The following is a 14,792-nucleotide window of genomic DNA, read 5'->3' as shown; positions in this document are numbered from 1 at the left end:
TTCGTATCGCTACTTCGCGCAGCGGCATTGCGCTACATCCTTGCCTCTTGCTGCTTGTGCTGACCGTGATAAAAAAAGCCCGGTCCCCGATGGGCCGAGCTTATCGCCGACTTCAGCTGATGCCATTATTCATCCTTGTCCTGCTTGTTATCGTCGCCGCTATTCGTGGTGGAGCGAGACCCGAGGCTTGACGCGTCGTCAGATTCGCTACCAGGGGTGCCTTGGCTGCTCGGGTTCTTGCGCTGACTTCTTTCGTCCTGAGCGCCGGGATACCCTTGGCGGCGTGGATCATTCTGATCGCTGTCGCCTTGCTGGAGCCCCTGGGTGTAGCCTTGCTGGAAACCTCTCAATAGCCCCTGCTGGATGCCTTCCTCCTTGCCCTCCATATATCCCTGTAGATAGATGTATTGGAAAAACTGCGACGAGTCGTCCTGCTGCCGGCTGCCCCGGTCCCACCGTTCTTGCGAATCGCCGCCCCGATGGCTCTTCCCGGAGGCATTGCGATCCTGTTGCCAGGATCGATCCGACGAGCCAGAACGGGAACGTTCTCGGTCGCTGCTGTCATGATCAGGCCGAAAGCGCTGATTCTGTGCCTGGCGATCCTCGTAGTCCCGGTTACGCCATTGCTGGCGATGCTGGTCGCTATCGTAGCGTTCCTGATTATCAAACCGCTGACTGCTTTGGCTATCGCGCCATGGCTGACGATCCTGATTATCGCTTTGCTGAGCCATAGCGGCGCTGCTGGTAACGAGTGTGGCCGACACGATGGAAGCCATTAGAAGTTGGCTGTACATGACTACTCCTTGGGTATTTATCGAGGCGCACGGGCGCTCGGTTAATTGTTAATGTTTATCCAAGTATCACTCCGACCTTGTCAGCCTACTTAATAGTCGTTGCGATTGCGTTGATTGCTGTCGTAGCGGTTATGCCGGTTGCTGTCATGGCGATTGCGCTGATTGCTGTCGTAGCGGTTTTGCCGGTCGCTATCGTAGCGATTGCGCTGATCGCTGTCGTAGCGGTTTTGTCGGTTGCTGTCGTAGCGGTTGCGCTGGTCGCTGTCGTAGCGGTTTTGCCGGTTGCTGTCGTAGCGGTTGCGCTGATCGCTGTCGTAGCGGTTTTGCCGGTCGCTATCGTAGCGATTGCGCTGATCGCTGTCGTAGCGGTTTTGCCGGTTGCTATCGTAGCGGCTGCGCTGATCGCTGTCGTAGCGGTTTTGCCGGTCGTTGTCGTAGCGGCTGCGCTGATCGTTGTAGTCACGATTTTGATGTATGTTGCCGGAACGGCTTTGCTGTCCGCTGTCGTAGCGCTGAGTGCTGGAATCATAGCTACGTTCGCTATTCATCCAGCCTTGCTCACCGCTTTGCTGGGCAGCGGCGCTGCCTGTGACCAAGAGAGCTGATATAGCGGAAGCCAAGAGCATTTTCTTAAACATCAGTTTCTCCATTAGTTATTTTTGTATCAACAACTTCATTGGGTATTTTCCAAGAGCCTTCCAAATAAAGCTTAGTTAGCATTGTTGATAATTCAAGAAATCGCCTTTCCGGCCATCATGGAAAGATGGCGCGGAGTCATCGTCTATCCTTGAGTCTCGCTCACAGGCTCAAATCTTTCGCCCCACGCTTATCGTGATGGGCTTATCGCGCCTGCCCACATACCAAGGTGCTGATGATTGGCGGCGGCATGGCCGGCCTGACGCTGGCCATGCAGCTCGCCGGCCACCGGCTGACTCAGCTGCCGGGGCGGTGGAACACCCGGCGAAGCCGGCGCCGGGCATCCGCAGGCGCGCTGTCAGGCCATAGCCATAGCCGCTTGCCGCCAAGCCTCAGACCGGCAAGCCAAGGGCCGAGATAGTCGCACTCGAGCGGCGCCCAGACAGGCGGCAACGCCGTGGAGGGCACGGGCAGAAAACGCCCCTGTACGCTCGTCTCGTCAACGCTTACCTCAAGCGTCCCCCTTGGCTCGCGACGGCGCGCCTGCCACAGCCAGAGAGCGCCAAGCGCGGCGCAGACCGTCGCTGCGATGAAACCCAGGCACAGCCCGACAACCCACGCCGCCAGCCCCAGCAGCAGTCCGTGAGCTCCCAAGCGGACCTTAGAGGCCGCGATAGGCAGCGCTATCGAGGCTTTCCGCATGGGCCACAATCATTTTGACAATGCGCCGGCGCGAGGCATCTTGAGGCCACTCCCGACGCATCAGCCAGGCGAACAGGTCCTGGTCTTCTTCGGTAATCAGCTGGCGGTAGACCGCCTGGTCATCGGCACTCAGGGTGTCATAGCACCGTTCAAGGAACGGGATCAGCAGCAGGTCCAGTTCCCACATGCCGCGGCGGGAGTGCCAGTACAGTCGTTTGCGCTGGATTGCTTCCGGGGAAGTCGCGTCGCTCAACGTCGGCCTCTTTTGCGTTGATGAAAGGAAACGCCAGTATAGCGCACACGCACGTTCGCGACAGCGGCACTTCCGGCCTATGCTGCCATTATCGGCGACGCAGGCTAGTACCTTGTTTTCGCTGAATTGTTTTATCCACAATGGAGCAGTATGCTGAATACCGCTGCACACTTGGGCGACACCGCGCCGCGGCCGCCGATACTCTTTGCCTCTGCGTTTCTCGCCGGCGCCCCACCCCTGTCGTTGCATGGAGCCAACCGATGACCAAATCAGAGCTGATCGAACAGATTGCACTGCAGAAGCCGGAGCTTTCCCTCAAGGAAGCAGAAACCGCCGTGCGCCTGATACTCGACGACATTACCGATACCCTGGCAAGCGGCAGCCGGGTAGAAATCCGCGGCTTTGGCAGCTTTTCGCTCCACTACCGCGAGCCGCGCACCGGCCGCAACCCCAAAACCGGAGACCCGGTGGAGCTCGACGGCAAATATGTGCCGCACTTCAAGCCCGGCAAGGAGCTGCGCGAGCAGGTCGACGAGAGCCGCACCCAGGGCTATTAGCACGGGTCAGTCCGCTCCCGGCCACGGCCGCCGCGGGGTGACGCGGCGCCCCGAGTCATACACAATAGGGCACCGGATACGCTACCAATCAGGACATTCATCATGCGCTGGATCAAAGGGCTTTTACTTGCTGCCATTTTGCTGGTGGTATTGCTGGTCGGCATTCTTTTCGCCGTCAACAACCAACAAACCATAGCACTCGACCTTATCTGGCTGGAGCTGCCGCCGGTATCGCTTTCGGTTTGGCTGCTGGCAACGCTTACCGCCGGGGTGATCGTCGGGATGCTCGCCATGCTCGGCGTCTACGTGCGCCTCAAGGCGCGGCTAGCCAGCGCCCGGCGCAGCAATAAACAGCAGCGCAAGGAGCTTGACCGCCTGCGCACCCGGGAGCTCAAGGAGCTCGCCTGAATGAAGGACAGCGCCTGAATGCTCGATGCCGTGCTGCTGGGGGTGCTGGTGGCCGCCATTGCCATCGGCTTCGGGCTGGGTTACCGCCAGGCGCTTCGCCGTGCCAGACAAACGCTGCCAGACCCGTCCGAGGCGCTGTCCCGGGACTACTTTATCGGGCTCAACTACCTGCTCAACGAGCAACCCGACGAAGCCATCAATACCTTTATCCAGGCGCTTGAGGTCAACAGCGACACCGTTGATACCCATATCGCCCTGGGCAAACTCTTCCGCACTCGCGGCGAAGCCGACAAGGCCGTCAACATCCATCAGAATCTGCTCGCCCGCCCGGCGCTTCCTGCCCTGCAGAATGAGCAGGTACAGCTGGAGCTGGCGCGGGACTTCATGGCGCTTGGGCTACACGACCGAGCCCAGCGTCTCCTGCAGCAGGTCGATGCCGACAGCCGCCACGAAGCCCACCGGACCACCGCCAGGCGGCTACTGATCGATCTCTTTGAACGCGAGAAAGACTGGCAGAGCGCGCTTGAGGTCATGCAGCCGCTGCTGGAACAGCAGCCCGACATGCAGGGGGCGGCCGCCCACTGGCAGTGCGAGCTGGCCGAACAGGACGTGATCCAGGCCAGCCGGACCCTGGCCCGGCGCCGGCTAAAAAAAGCGCTGCAGCTTGACCCCCGCTGCGTACGCGCCAACCTGCTGCTCGCCGAGCTGGCCATGGACAAAGGCCACTATTCGGACGCCATTGCCCGGCTGGGCCAGGTCGCTGACCAAGAAAAAGCGCATATTCCCACCATGCTGCCGGGCCTGCAGCGTGCCTACCGCCGCGCCGGTGACGAGGCCGGCTTCGAGCGCCACCTGCTCGCCCTGCTGGAAGACGCCCCCTATACCAGCGTCATCGTGACCCTTGGCGAACTGACTCACCGGCGCGACGGGGTAGACGTCGCCATTGAACGCACCGGCGAGCGCCTGGGCGTATCGCCAAGCCTTGGCGGGCTCGACTACCTGCTCGACCTCTACATTGAAAGCCAGCGCCTGAGCGGGCGGGAACCCCCGGACTCGCGGCTTTTCCTGCTCAAGCATCATACCCGGGCGCTGCTGGAAAACCGCCCCCGCTATCGCTGCCAGCGCTGCGGCTTCAGCGGCGAAACCCTTACCTGGCAGTGCCCCAGCTGCCGCCACTGGGGAAGCGTCAAGCCGATCACCGGGGTCGAAGGCGAGTAGCCGCTGCTCGGCGGCTGCCATCGCATCAATCGCCGGCAAGCTCGGCTTCAATCGCCTCGAGGGCAGCCATCGGGGCATCGGCCCGAGTTACCGGTCGCCCCACCACCAGGTGCGTGCTGCCGGCCCGCATGGCGTCCGCCGGCGTCATGATGCGCTGCTGATCGTTGGCGGCGGCAAAGCGCGGCCGAATGCCCGGCGTCACTTTCAAAAAGTTCTCGCCGCAGCAGGCGGTCAGCAGCGGCGCCTCCCGGGCCGAGCAGACTACCCCACTCATGCCGCTGTCGCGGGCCAGGAGCGCAAGGCGCCGAACCTGGTCTTCCGGCGTTCCGCCGACCCCCACTTCTTCCAGGTCTGATGCTTCCATGCTGGTCAGCACGGTCACCGCAATCAGGTGGGTGGCCAGGCGATGAGCGGCCAGGCGCTCGGCGGCGGCTGCCATCATTTGGCGCCCGCCGCCGGCGTGCACGTTGACCATCCACACGCCCTGCTCCGCTGCCGCCTGGACGGCGCTGGCCACGGTGTGGGGAATGTCGTGGAATTTCAGGTCAAGAAAGACCTCGAAGCCGCGCCCGTGAAGGGCTTCCAGCACGGCCGGGCCGCTACGGGTAAAAAGCTCTTTGCCGACTTTCAGCCGGCAGCGCGCGGGATCGAGCTGGTCGGCCATGCACAGCGCGGCATCCAGCGAAGGGTAATCCAGCGCGATAATCAGCGAAGGTGGCGTCGTCACGTTATGGCTCCCCGGGAGAGTGTCAGCATGGCGCAGTATATCAGCCGCGGCGCGCCGGTGAAGCCTGACCCGGCAAGCCCTGTACGCCAGCAATGCCTGTACGCCATGGATGACAGCGCCGTAGCCGTTGTCTTACATCCCCGGCCCGGGCTGGCTGACATGCCGCGCTTGCCCGCCGGCTAACGTGAAAGGGCGTGAGGCCTTCCCGCCACGCACGTTGCCCGTACAGCACTCCCATGGAGGATCAACATGACGCTCAAAGGACTCACCGCTGCCCTACTGCTCAGCCTTACGCTCGGCCTTTCCGGCGGCGCTATCGCGCAGCAGGTAGCCCCCATCAACGTCAACACCGCCGACGCCGAGCTGCTGGGAGAACTCCCGGGTATCGGCCCCAGCCGCGCCGAAGCCCTGATCAAGGAACGCGAAGCCAACGGCGAGTTTAAAGACGCCGACGACCTCACCCGGGTCAGCGGTATCGGCGAGGCCACGGTGGACAAGATTCGCGACGAAGTCGAGTTTTAAGCGCCCGCTATATCCGCCACTGATCCATGAACCGGTGCACCGGCGTGCCTTCCAGCGCGTCGGTGCTCTTGCACTGGGCCAGGATGGCGTCCGCCTGCCGGGGCGGAAAGCGCGTGGCCAGATGGCGGGTAAACTTCTCGACCAGCTCCGGCATCCCCTCTTCCCGCCGGCGACGATGGCCGATGGGATATTCCACTTCGACCCTGTCGGTATGGCTGCCGTCGTTGAAAAACACCTGAACGGCGTTGGCAATGGAGCGCTTGTCGGGGTCCAGGTAGTCGGCGGAGTAGCGCGGCTCTTCCACCACCTGCATGAGCCCACGGAGCCGGTCGATTTGGGGATGCGCGGCGTGAAAGTCGTCTTCGTAGTGCTCGGCCTCAAGCGCGCCGAAAATCAGCGGCACGGCGACCATGTACTGCAGGCAGTGGTCGCGGTCGGCGGGGTTGGCCAAAGGCCCGGTCTTGGCAATGATGCGAATGGCCGACTCGTGGGTGACAAGCTCGATGCGTTCAATCTCGTCCAGCCGGCCGGCAACGTCCGGGTGCAGCGCCATCGCCGCCTCGCAGGCGGTCTGGGCGTGAAACTCGGCGGGGAAGGAAATCTTGAACAGCACGTTTTCCATCACGTGGCAGCCAAACTCGCGCTGGAAGCTGAAGCGGCGCTCGCCTTCCGGCTTGGTGGCCAGGTCCCGGTTGGTATGGCTGAAGGCGACGTCGTAAAAGCCCCACTGGGGGGCGCTCAGCGCACCGGGGATGCCCATCTCGCCGCGCATGGCCATGTCGGCCAGGCGCACGCCCCGGGCGGTGGCGTCCCCCGCCGCCCAGCTTTTGCGCGACCCGGCGTTGGGCGCGTGACGGTAGGTGCGCAGGCTTTGGCCGTCGACAAAGGCGTGGGACAGCGCGGAAAGCAGCTGTTCGCGGTCCGCGCCCATCAGCCACGCCGACACCGCGGTCGAGGCCACCTTGACCAGCACCACGTGATCCAGTCCCACGCGGTTGAAGCTGTTGTCCAGCGCCAGCACGCCCTGGATTTCGTGGGCCATGATCATCGCCTGAAGCACGTCGTCCATGGTCAGCGGCGCCTCACCCCGAGCCGTGCGCTGCTGGGATAGGTGGTCGGACACGGCGAGAATCGCCCCCAGGTTATCCGAGGGGTGGCCCCACTCCGCGGCAAGCCAGGTGTCGTTGTAGTCCAGCCAGCGGATCGCGGTGCCGATGTCGAAGGCCGCCTTGACCGGGTCCAGGCAAAACGACGTCCCCGGAACCCGCGCGCCCTGGGGCACCTGGGTGCCGGGCACCTGGGGCCCCAGGTGCTTGGTGCACTCGGGAAAGCGCAGCGCCAACAGGCCGCAGCCCAGGGTATCCATGAGGCAGTAGCGAGCCGTTTCCCAGGCCTCGGCTGAGGGCGCCGGTGCGCTCAGCACATAGTCGGCAATGCGCTGCAGTTCGTGATCATAGTCGGGGCGCTGATTGTCGTCGGACATGCAAACCTCTTTGCTTCATTGGCGGAAATCGGGCTGGCAAAAGCGCCATCAGTCGCGCTGGTCGATGGGCACCCAGTCGCAGTGCTCGGGGCCGGTGTAGTCGGCGCTGGGGCGGATAATGCGGTTATTGGCGCGCTGCTCGAATACGTGAGCGCACCAGCCGGTCACCCGGGCCATGACGAAAATCGGCGTGAACAGCTTGGTGGGAATGTCCATGAAGTGATAGGCGCTGGCGTGGAAGAAGTCGGCGTTGCAAAACAGCTTCTTCTCCCGCCACATGACCTCTTCGCAGCGCACCGAGACGGGGTAGAGCACGGTATCGCCCACGTCATCAGCCAGCTTTTCCGCCCACTTTTTGATGATGGCGTTGCGCGGGTCGGACTCGCGATAAATGGCGTGGCCGAAGCCCATGATTTTTTCCTTGCGCTCGAGCTTTTCCAGCATGCCGCGCTCGGCGTCACCCGGAGAGTCAAAGCCTTCGATCATCTCCATGGCGGCCTCGTTGGCGCCGCCGTGCAGCGGGCCGCGCAGGGTGCCGATAGCGCCGGTGACGCAAGAGTGCAGATCGGAGAGCGTCGAGGCGCACACCCGGGCGGTGAAGGTCGAGGCGTTGAATTCGTGCTCGGCGTAGAGGATCAGCGAGACGTTCATGGCGTCGGCGTGCAGCCGGCTCGGCGCCTTACCGTGAAGCAGGTGCAGAAAATGCGCGCCGGTGGACTCATCGTCGGTTTGGGTATCAATACGCTCGCCGCCGTGGCTGAAGCGGTACCAGTAGGCAATAATCGAGGGCAGCGCGGCGACAAAGCGGTCGGCCACATCCTGCTGGGCGTCAAAGCTTTCCTCGGTTTCCAGGTTGCCAAGCATGGAGGCGCCGGTGCGCATCACGTCCATGGGGTGGGCATCGGCGGGAATCTGCTCGAGCACGGTTCTGAGCGCGTCGGGCAGCCCGCGCAGGCTTTTCAGCCGGGCGACATAGGCGTCAAGCTCGGCGCGGTTGGGCAGCTTGCCCTTGAGCAGCAGGTAGGCCACCTCTTCAAAGCGGGCGTTATTCGCCAGCGTCTGGATGTCAAAGCCGCGGTAGGTCAGCCCCGAGCCGGACTTGCCCACGGTACAAAGCGCGGTTTCGCCGGCGCTCTGGCCACGCAGGCCGGCACCGCTGAGTTTCTGCTCCGCCATAGTTGTCTCCTGAACAAAAGTGAATGGCGCAGGCGCGCCGGCCGCGTCAGAGCGTGCCCCTATCAGTCGTCATCGCTCTGCCCGACAAACAGCGCGTCCAGTTTCTGCTCGTATTCGTGATAGCCAAGGATGTCGTAGAGCTCGTCACGAGTCTGCATGGTATCCACCACGCTTTGCTGGTGACCCTCGTCCCTGATGCGCTGATAAACGTTGAGGGCTGCCGCGTTCATCGCGCGAAACGCCGACAGCGGATAAAGCACCATGTCGCAGCCCGCCTCCCCAAGCTCGGCCTGGGTGAACAGCGGCGTGGCGCCGAACTCGGTAATGTTGGCCAGGATCGGCGCATCGACGCGCTCGCAGAAGGCGCGGTAGTCGTCAAGGCTGTGCACCGCTTCGGCAAACACGCCGTCGGCGCCGGCTTCGACGCAGGCGTTGGCCCGCTCGATGGCGGCGTCCAGCCCCTCTTTCTGGAAGGCGTCGGTACGCGCCATGAGGAAAAACTCGGGGTCGAGGCGCGCATCGGCGGCGGCCTTGATGCGATCCACCATTTCCGCCTGGGACACGATCGCCTTGTTGGGCCGGTGGCCGCAGCGCTTTTGGGCTACCTGGTCCTCCAGGTGCACGGCGGCCACGCCGGCGCGCTGCATCTCCTTGACGCTGCGGGCAATATTGAAGGCCCCACCCCAGCCGGTATCGATATCCACCAGCAGCGGCAGCTCCGTGGCGCCGCAGATGCGGTGGGCGTCTTCGACCACGTCGTTCATGGTGGTCATGCCCAGGTCCGGCAGGCCAAAAGAGGCGTTGGCCACCCCGCCACCGGAGAGATAAATCGCCTGGTGCCCCACGCGCTCGGCCATCAGCGCAGTGTAGGCGTTAATCGTGCCGAGGATCGGCAGCGGGTGGCTCCGGTTGAGCGCGGCGCGAAAGCGCGCGCCGGGGGTGAGTGCGGTCATGGTCATCCTCGCTGAAAAGACTTCCCCAAATACTACAGATCGTTTCATGCGCCAGCCAGCAGCGGCCCCCGGTTTACTCCAAAGGTATAAACGCTGCGCGCGTAACGGCGGCCCTTGCCCGGCAGCGCCGCCGGTATCTGGCAAGGCCGGCGGCTCGCCCCTAGAATAAGGCGCTCATATGAACTTAAGACGCTCCCATTCCGGCAAGGCGACACCCCGTACATGACCCAGCCGCTAACGCTTACCCCGCTGTCCTACGCCCGCGATCCGCTGGCGCTGTTTGCCCGGCTGCGCCATCGCCCAGGTGCTGTGCTGCTCGACAGCGGCCGCCCCGAGACCCGCGGCCGCTACGACATCATGACCAGCGACCCGCTGGGCACCCTTCATGTAGACGCCGGCGGTCATCCGCGCCTAATGCGCCATGACGACGCCCTGGCCGCGCTGCCCGCCGAGCTTACCGATGCCTTTGCTGCCCAGGCCTGGCTACTGGACCAGCTGCCGGCCCCCGGGCTTTCCAGCGAACTGCCCTTTCTCGGCGGCCTGGTGGGCTATTGGGGCTATGACCTGGGCCGCCAGCACCAGGGGGTTGCCGGCGCCCAACCCGCCGCGACGTCGCTTCCTGCCGCGCGTCTGGGGCTTTACAACTGGGCAATCATATTCGACCACGAGGCGCATCGGGCCTGGCTTGCCGCCACGCCGGCGCGCGCCGAGGCAGTCAAGCAATGGCTTGATCAGCCGGCGGACGCCAGCGGAGACTTCCATCTTGTCGCGCCGTTTCGTGCCGACATGAGCCAGGACGAATATGCCGAGCGCTTCGCTCGGGTGAAGGACTACATCCGCGCCGGTGACTGCTACCAGATCAATCTCGCCCAGCGGCTTTCTGCCCGCTACCGGGGCGATGTCTGGGCCGCTTACTGCCGCCTGCGCCGAGCGACGCCGACGCCGTTTTCCGCCTTCATGGCATGGGACGACAAGGCCGTGATGTCGCTGTCGCCCGAGCGCTTTATCCAGGTCCGCGACGGCCGGGTGGAAACCCGCCCGATCAAGGGCACCCGGCCCCGAGGCGACACGCCGGAAAGCGATCGTGCCCGGGCACAGGAGCTGCGGCACAGCGCCAAGGACCGCGCCGAGAACGTGATGATCGTGGATCTTCTGCGCAACGATCTCGGCCGGGTATGCCGGCCGGGCAGCGTGCGCGTGCCGCTGCTTTGCGGGCTGGAAAGCTACCCCAACGTGCATCACCTGGTCAGCGTTGTGCAGGGCGTGCTTGCCGCCGGCTACTCACCGCTTGCCCTGCTGGAAGCCGCGTTCCCCGGCGGCTCGATTACCGGCGCGCCGAAAATCCGCGCCATGCAGATCATCAATGAGCTGGAACCCTGCCAGCGCAGCCTCTACTGCGGCAGCCTCGGCTACGTGGACGTGCGCGGGCGCATGGACACCTCCATTGCCATCCGCACGGTGCTGGCCGACGGCGAGACGCTCCACGTCTGGGGCGGCGGCGGCCTGGTCGCCGACTCTGACCCGCACGCCGAACACGCCGAGACCCTGGACAAAATCCGCCATCTGATAGCTTCTTTGGAATAAAAAAGTGATAAAACCAAATATTTAGGAATATAAAAACCAAACAAAACGGTATTGGGCCCCCGGTTGGCCTTATTGTTAGCCTTTCTGCCAACCCCACGGCCACAGGAGACAATATGGCAATTCCAGCGCTTGATACCGTCAACCGCGACCTCGGTCACGACCCCAGCGCCCTGATCGAATGGGCCATGCGCCAGGGCAACCGGCCCCTCTGCACCACCAACTTCCGCCCATTTGAAGCGGTCATTCTGCATATGGTCACCCGGGTGAAGCCGGATATTCCGATCGTGTGGATGGACAGCGGCTACAACACGCCGGCCACCTATCGCTTTGCCGACGAGCTTGTCCGCCGGCTTGCCCTCAACGTCATCAGCTACGTGCCCCGGCGCACCCGAGCCCACCGCGAGGCGCTAGAGGGCGACTTTCCCGACATTGACGATCCGCGCCACGCCGCCTTTACCCGGGAGGTCAAGATCGAGCCGTTCGAACGCGCCCTGAGCGAGATGCGCCCGGACGTCTGGTTCACCGCCCTGCGCGCCGAGGACACCGCCGCGCGCGCCAAAATGCAGCCGGCAAGCCCGGGCGAAAACGGCCTGGTAAAAATCGCCCCGGTACTTAACTGGAGCGCCAAACAGATGCACGACTACCTGGTGGCGCACGACCTGCCCAACAACCTCGACTATTTTGACCCCACCAAAGGCGAAGAAAAGCGCGAATGCGGGCTGCACCTGCAGCACTGAAAACAAAAGGCCGCCCGGCGCGGCCGCTAGTATTCCGGCAGGCGGATGTCGTCAAACAATGTTTTCTCATGGCGCGGCCCGGCCGTGAGGGCGGCGTCTACCAGGTCCCGGTCCAGGTGCGGCGCAAAGCGGGCGAGGAAGTCATACATGTAGCCACGCATGAAGGTGCCCCGACGAATGCCGATCTTGGTGGTCGAGCTTTCAAACAGGTGGTCGGCCCTGAGCGCGACCAGGTCACTGTCCAGGACTTCGTCAACCGCCATGCCGGCCACAATGCCCACGCCCATACCCAGGCGCACGTAGGTTTTGATCACGTCGGCATCGGCCGCGGTCAGCACCACGTTGGGCGCAAGACCCTGGGCCTTGAAGGCGTCGTCCAGCTGGGAGCGGCCGGTAAAGCCAAACACGTAGGTGACCAGGGCGTAGCCGGCCAGGGCCTCCAGGGTCAGGCCGCCGTCGAGGCGAGTCAGCGGATGGCCCCTGGGCACCAGCACGCAGCGGTTCCAGCGGTAGCACGGCAGCAGTATCAGGTCGGTGAACAGCTCAAGCGACTCAGTGGCAATGGCAAAGTCGGCCTGGCCTTCGCTGACCATCTGGGCGATCTGCTTGGGCGTGCCCTGCTGCATGTGCAGCGCCACGTCCGGATATTGGCGGGTAAATTCGGCAATCACCGGGGGCAGCGCGTAGCGTGCCTGGGTGTGCGTGGTGGCAATAGCCATGCTGCCGCGCCGCTCGTCGCTGTGCTCCTGGGCCACGTCCTTGATGTTTTCCGTCAGCCGCAGCACCTGACCCGCCAGCTCGATAATCGCCTCACCCGCCGGCGTAACCCGGGTAAGATGCTTGCCGCTGCGGGCAAAGATCTCTACGCCCAGCTCGTCTTCCAGCAGGCGAACCTGCTTGGAGATCCCCGGCTGCGAGGTGTAAAGGCTCTGCGCGGTGGCCGAAACGTTAAGATTGTGCCGCCTGACTTCCCAGATGTAGCGTAGCTGCTGTAGCTTCATGCTTTGGCCTTTTCTTGGTGGCAGCCCGATCAAGCGGCTGACATTTTCAATAACGAATAAAAAACATTTTTATAATACTTTTAAAGCATAGGCAATACCAGCATCGCGGCCCGTTTCAAAAGCGGTCAGCGCATCATCAGCGGCACCGGGCGTCCGCAGAGTTGCCAGCCCTGGCCACGCCGGCTAACATTTGCCGGCTTGGCGCGGTGAAAAAGCGCTCGAAACACGCCTGGAGCCGTTGCTTGGGACACGGCAACGACACATCAAGAGCAACGCAAACGGGAGAAGATAATGTCCAACGTAGACGTCACCAACACCAACTTTGAAGAGGAAGTCCTCAACGCCGAGCAGCCGGTGCTGCTGAAGTTCTGGGCGCCCTGGTGCGGCCCCTGCAAGGTAATGGCGCCGGTGGTCGACGAAGTCGCCGACGAGCGCGATGGCAGCGTCAAGGTGGCCAGCATCAACGTCGATGATGCCCCGGAAATCGCCGCCGAGCAGGGCGTCCGCGGCGTCCCCACCGTCATGCTGTTCAAGTCCGGCACCAAGGTGGCCTCGCTGGTGGGCGCGCAGTCCAAGTCCCAGCTCAGCCAGTTTCTCGACCAGAACGCCTGATAGCGCAGCCCCCTTAGCACCGAACCCTTAGGACAGAACCTACTAGCGCAAGCCCGGCCGCTGACGCGGCCGGGCTTCAGGCGCGCACCTGCCCCCTTCACTACCTATCACTACTGCCCATCATTCGCCCTCGGCTTCTCGCCGGCGCCGTGAAGGCGGGCGCTTGGCCTGACGCAGCCGGCGGCTCTCTTCTTCTCCGCCCATACGCGACCCTGGCCCCAGCAGATGGGCCATCCAGCGGGTTTGCGGGTGGCTGTCCAGTGCGATCTTGAGCGTCATGGTCAAAAGCACCGACAGCAGCAGTCCCGCCACGCCGAAAATCCAGCCCCACACCACCAGCGACAAAAACACCACCAGGGTGGAAAGGCCCAGCGCCCGTCCCATCAGGCGCGGCTCCACCAGGTTGCCTAGCACGAAGTTGACCCCCAGGTAGGCAAGCGAAAGCAAAAACGCCTCGCCGATGCCGCCATTCTGGCTGACCAACAGCAGCAACACCGGCGGCACCGCGGCAATTGCCGAGCCGATGTTGGGAATGAAGTTCAGCGCAAACGCCAGCACGGCCCAAAGCAGCGCAAACTGGACGCCCACCAGCAGGCAGGCCAGCCAGATGAGAACCCCGGTGGTCAGGCTGATCACCGTTTTTACCGCCAGGTAGCGCTTCAGCGTCAAACTGAACTCGGCAAAGCGCTCAAGGCTGGGAGCCGGGTTGGCCAGCGCCAGCGACACTTTCCCGCGGAAGTGCAGCGTTTCAAACATCATGAACACTACCAGCAGCGATACCACCATGCTCTGCATGAAAAAGTTGCCCAGCTCGCTGAGCAGCATGGAGACCCAAGTCGTGTCCTCTGCCCCGCCAAACAGCGCTTCGATCTCTTCGGTGTTAATTGCCAGACCGAACGCCGATAGCTGGTTGAGCACCTGCCAGTACGTCTGGCGCAGCCGGGTTTCGATGTCCGGCAGCGCCTCGACAAAAGTGCTGAAACTGTTGACGACGAGAAACCCCAGCAGCGTGACCAGCCCCATCAGTACCAGCAGAGTAAGCAATACGGCAGCGCGCATGGGCAGCCCGCGGCGGTGCAGCCACTGCACCGGCTCGGTGCATACCACGGCGATAAAAAACGCCAGCAAAAGCGGCACCAGCAGGCTGGCCCCCAGCTTCATGCCGGCAACGATGATCACCAGCGAGGCCAGCGCCAGGGTGGCGTGAAGCGGCATGCTGCGATAGTCCGGATCAGATTCGTTGTGCATTGAGCGAGTCTCTGGTAGATAGCTTGGGTGATGATGCAATAGCTTTGATGACGGTTGTTAGGGTCTGTTGACGTTTCATGGCAGGGGTATTGGCAGGATAGGGGCAAGCTCGCAGAATAAAGGTTCCTACGCCAACAAACTGCAAGCCTGCCATGCCCCGACAAATGCTCACGGATGAACA

The 14,792-nt window shown here is 63.2% G+C and carries 17 protein-coding genes and 1 pseudogene; 7 read left to right on the top strand and 11 right to left on the bottom strand.

What is annotated here, in order from left to right; all coding sequences use genetic code 11:
* Window positions 1-125 precede the first annotated feature (125 nt).
* From RS027_RS10285 to RS027_RS10270, 4 genes are all read right to left on the bottom strand, one after another.
* Window positions 126-794 carry a FliH/SctL family protein gene (locus RS027_RS10285; RefSeq protein ID WP_311956564.1) on the bottom strand — a complete coding sequence of 223 codons (669 nt, stop codon included), beginning with the start codon at window positions 792-794 and terminating at the stop codon, window positions 126-128.
* Between the two features lie 89 nt (window positions 795-883).
* Entirely contained in the window at window positions 884-1,342 is a 459-nt protein-coding gene (locus RS027_RS10280; protein WP_311956563.1) for a hypothetical protein, read from the bottom strand.
* A 385-nt stretch (window positions 1,343-1,727) separates the two neighbouring features.
* The gene (locus RS027_RS10275) at window positions 1,728-2,084 is read right to left on the bottom strand and encodes a hypothetical protein (RefSeq protein ID WP_311956562.1); all 357 of its coding nucleotides are present in this window, start codon (window positions 2,082-2,084) and stop codon (window positions 1,728-1,730) included.
* A gap of 7 nt (window positions 2,085-2,091) precedes the next feature.
* Window positions 2,092-2,385 (bottom strand): FAD assembly factor SdhE, encoded by a 294-nt coding sequence (locus RS027_RS10270; protein ID WP_311956561.1) that lies wholly within the window; start codon window positions 2,383-2,385, stop codon window positions 2,092-2,094.
* 260 nt (window positions 2,386-2,645) lie between these two features.
* Between RS027_RS10270 and RS027_RS10265 the strand changes: the two genes are divergently transcribed.
* From RS027_RS10265 to lapB, 3 genes are all read left to right on the top strand, one after another.
* Window positions 2,646-2,942 carry an integration host factor subunit beta gene (locus RS027_RS10265; RefSeq protein ID WP_311956560.1) on the top strand — a complete coding sequence of 99 codons (297 nt, stop codon included), beginning with the start codon at window positions 2,646-2,648 and terminating at the stop codon, window positions 2,940-2,942.
* Window positions 2,943-3,044: 102 nt separating this feature from the next.
* On the top strand, window positions 3,045-3,350 hold the full coding sequence (locus RS027_RS10260; protein ID WP_311882412.1) for a lipopolysaccharide assembly protein LapA domain-containing protein: 306 nt from the start codon (window positions 3,045-3,047) through the stop codon (window positions 3,348-3,350).
* Between the two features lie 18 nt (window positions 3,351-3,368).
* Window positions 3,369-4,568 (top strand): lipopolysaccharide assembly protein LapB, encoded by a 1,200-nt coding sequence (lapB, locus tag RS027_RS10255; RefSeq protein ID WP_311956559.1) that lies wholly within the window; start codon window positions 3,369-3,371, stop codon window positions 4,566-4,568.
* Between the two features lie 25 nt (window positions 4,569-4,593).
* Here the strand turns inward: lapB and pyrF are convergent, their stop codons facing one another.
* On the bottom strand, window positions 4,594-5,295 hold the full coding sequence (gene pyrF / locus RS027_RS10250) for an orotidine-5'-phosphate decarboxylase (protein WP_311956558.1): 702 nt from the start codon (window positions 5,293-5,295) through the stop codon (window positions 4,594-4,596).
* Window positions 5,296-5,538: 243 nt separating this feature from the next.
* On the opposite strand from pyrF, the gene RS027_RS10245 reads away from it, so the two are divergent.
* A complete protein-coding gene (locus RS027_RS10245) occupies window positions 5,539-5,817 on the top strand; it encodes a ComEA family DNA-binding protein (RefSeq protein ID WP_311956587.1) in 279 nt (92 codons plus the stop codon).
* A gap of 7 nt (window positions 5,818-5,824) precedes the next feature.
* On the opposite strand, the gene RS027_RS10240 is transcribed toward RS027_RS10245, so the two are convergent.
* From RS027_RS10240 to prpB, 3 genes are all read right to left on the bottom strand, one after another.
* Window positions 5,825-7,300 (bottom strand): bifunctional 2-methylcitrate dehydratase/aconitate hydratase, encoded by a 1,476-nt coding sequence (locus RS027_RS10240; protein ID WP_311956557.1) that lies wholly within the window; start codon window positions 7,298-7,300, stop codon window positions 5,825-5,827.
* A 48-nt stretch (window positions 7,301-7,348) separates the two neighbouring features.
* The gene (gene prpC, locus RS027_RS10235) at window positions 7,349-8,476 is read right to left on the bottom strand and encodes a bifunctional 2-methylcitrate synthase/citrate synthase (protein WP_311956556.1); all 1,128 of its coding nucleotides are present in this window, start codon (window positions 8,474-8,476) and stop codon (window positions 7,349-7,351) included.
* Window positions 8,477-8,538: 62 nt separating this feature from the next.
* On the bottom strand, window positions 8,539-9,429 hold the full coding sequence (gene prpB, locus RS027_RS10230) for a methylisocitrate lyase (protein ID WP_311956555.1): 891 nt from the start codon (window positions 9,427-9,429) through the stop codon (window positions 8,539-8,541).
* 222 nt (window positions 9,430-9,651) lie between these two features.
* Between prpB and pabB the strand changes: the two genes are divergently transcribed.
* Both pabB and RS027_RS10220 read left to right on the top strand, forming a co-directional pair.
* Window positions 9,652-11,013: an aminodeoxychorismate synthase component I gene (gene pabB, locus RS027_RS10225; protein ID WP_311956554.1), complete on the top strand. Its 1,362-nt coding sequence runs from the start codon at window positions 9,652-9,654 to the stop codon at window positions 11,011-11,013.
* A gap of 113 nt (window positions 11,014-11,126) precedes the next feature.
* Window positions 11,127-11,750 (top strand): phosphoadenosine phosphosulfate reductase domain-containing protein, encoded by a 624-nt coding sequence (locus tag RS027_RS10220; RefSeq protein WP_311956553.1) that lies wholly within the window; start codon window positions 11,127-11,129, stop codon window positions 11,748-11,750.
* 26 nt (window positions 11,751-11,776) lie between these two features.
* On the opposite strand, the gene cysB is transcribed toward RS027_RS10220, so the two are convergent.
* On the bottom strand, window positions 11,777-12,751 hold the full coding sequence (cysB, locus tag RS027_RS10215; RefSeq protein ID WP_311956552.1) for an HTH-type transcriptional regulator CysB: 975 nt from the start codon (window positions 12,749-12,751) through the stop codon (window positions 11,777-11,779).
* Between the two features lie 267 nt (window positions 12,752-13,018).
* On the opposite strand from cysB, the pseudogene trxA reads away from it, so the two are divergent.
* Window positions 13,019-13,363: pseudogene (trxA, locus tag RS027_RS10210) on the top strand (thioredoxin); the annotation flags it as partial.
* A gap of 120 nt (window positions 13,364-13,483) precedes the next feature.
* Here trxA and RS027_RS10205 read toward each other — a convergent pair.
* Window positions 13,484-14,611 (bottom strand): AI-2E family transporter, encoded by a 1,128-nt coding sequence (locus tag RS027_RS10205; protein ID WP_311956551.1) that lies wholly within the window; start codon window positions 14,609-14,611, stop codon window positions 13,484-13,486.
* Window positions 14,595-14,792: hypothetical protein (locus RS027_RS10200; protein ID WP_311956550.1), on the bottom strand; the 198-nt coding region annotated here is incomplete at its 5' end. The genes RS027_RS10205 and RS027_RS10200, both read right to left, overlap by 17 nt.

It is taken from the genome of Halomonas garicola (genome assembly GCF_031935715.1).
Lineage (GTDB): Bacteria > Pseudomonadota > Gammaproteobacteria > Pseudomonadales > Halomonadaceae > Vreelandella > Vreelandella garicola.
The sequence above is the reverse complement of the archived record's forward strand: the minus strand, read 5'-3'. Positions and strand labels throughout refer to the sequence as shown.

Excerpts from the sequence above, each read along its gene's own strand:
- lapB (WP_311956559.1), top strand. The coding sequence starts at position 3,369 with ATGCTCGATGCCGTGCTGCTGGGGGTGCTGGTGGCCGCCATTGCCATC.
- RS027_RS10220 (WP_311956553.1), top strand. The coding sequence starts at position 11,127 with ATGGCAATTCCAGCGCTTGATACCGTCAACCGCGACCTCGGTCACGAC.
- cysB (WP_311956552.1), bottom strand. The coding sequence starts at position 12,751 with ATGAAGCTACAGCAGCTACGCTACATCTGGGAAGTCAGGCGGCACAAT.
- RS027_RS10260 (WP_311882412.1), top strand. The coding sequence starts at position 3,045 with ATGCGCTGGATCAAAGGGCTTTTACTTGCTGCCATTTTGCTGGTGGTA.
- RS027_RS10265 (WP_311956560.1), top strand. The coding sequence starts at position 2,646 with ATGACCAAATCAGAGCTGATCGAACAGATTGCACTGCAGAAGCCGGAG.
- prpC (WP_311956556.1), bottom strand. The coding sequence starts at position 8,476 with ATGGCGGAGCAGAAACTCAGCGGTGCCGGCCTGCGTGGCCAGAGCGCC.
- RS027_RS10280 (WP_311956563.1), bottom strand. The coding sequence starts at position 1,342 with ATGAATAGCGAACGTAGCTATGATTCCAGCACTCAGCGCTACGACAGC.
- RS027_RS10240 (WP_311956557.1), bottom strand. The coding sequence starts at position 7,300 with ATGTCCGACGACAATCAGCGCCCCGACTATGATCACGAACTGCAGCGC.
- pabB (WP_311956554.1), top strand. The coding sequence starts at position 9,652 with ATGACCCAGCCGCTAACGCTTACCCCGCTGTCCTACGCCCGCGATCCG.
- prpB (WP_311956555.1), bottom strand. The coding sequence starts at position 9,429 with ATGACCGCACTCACCCCCGGCGCGCGCTTTCGCGCCGCGCTCAACCGG.
- RS027_RS10205 (WP_311956551.1), bottom strand. The coding sequence starts at position 14,611 with ATGCACAACGAATCTGATCCGGACTATCGCAGCATGCCGCTTCACGCC.
- RS027_RS10285 (WP_311956564.1), bottom strand. The coding sequence starts at position 794 with ATGTACAGCCAACTTCTAATGGCTTCCATCGTGTCGGCCACACTCGTT.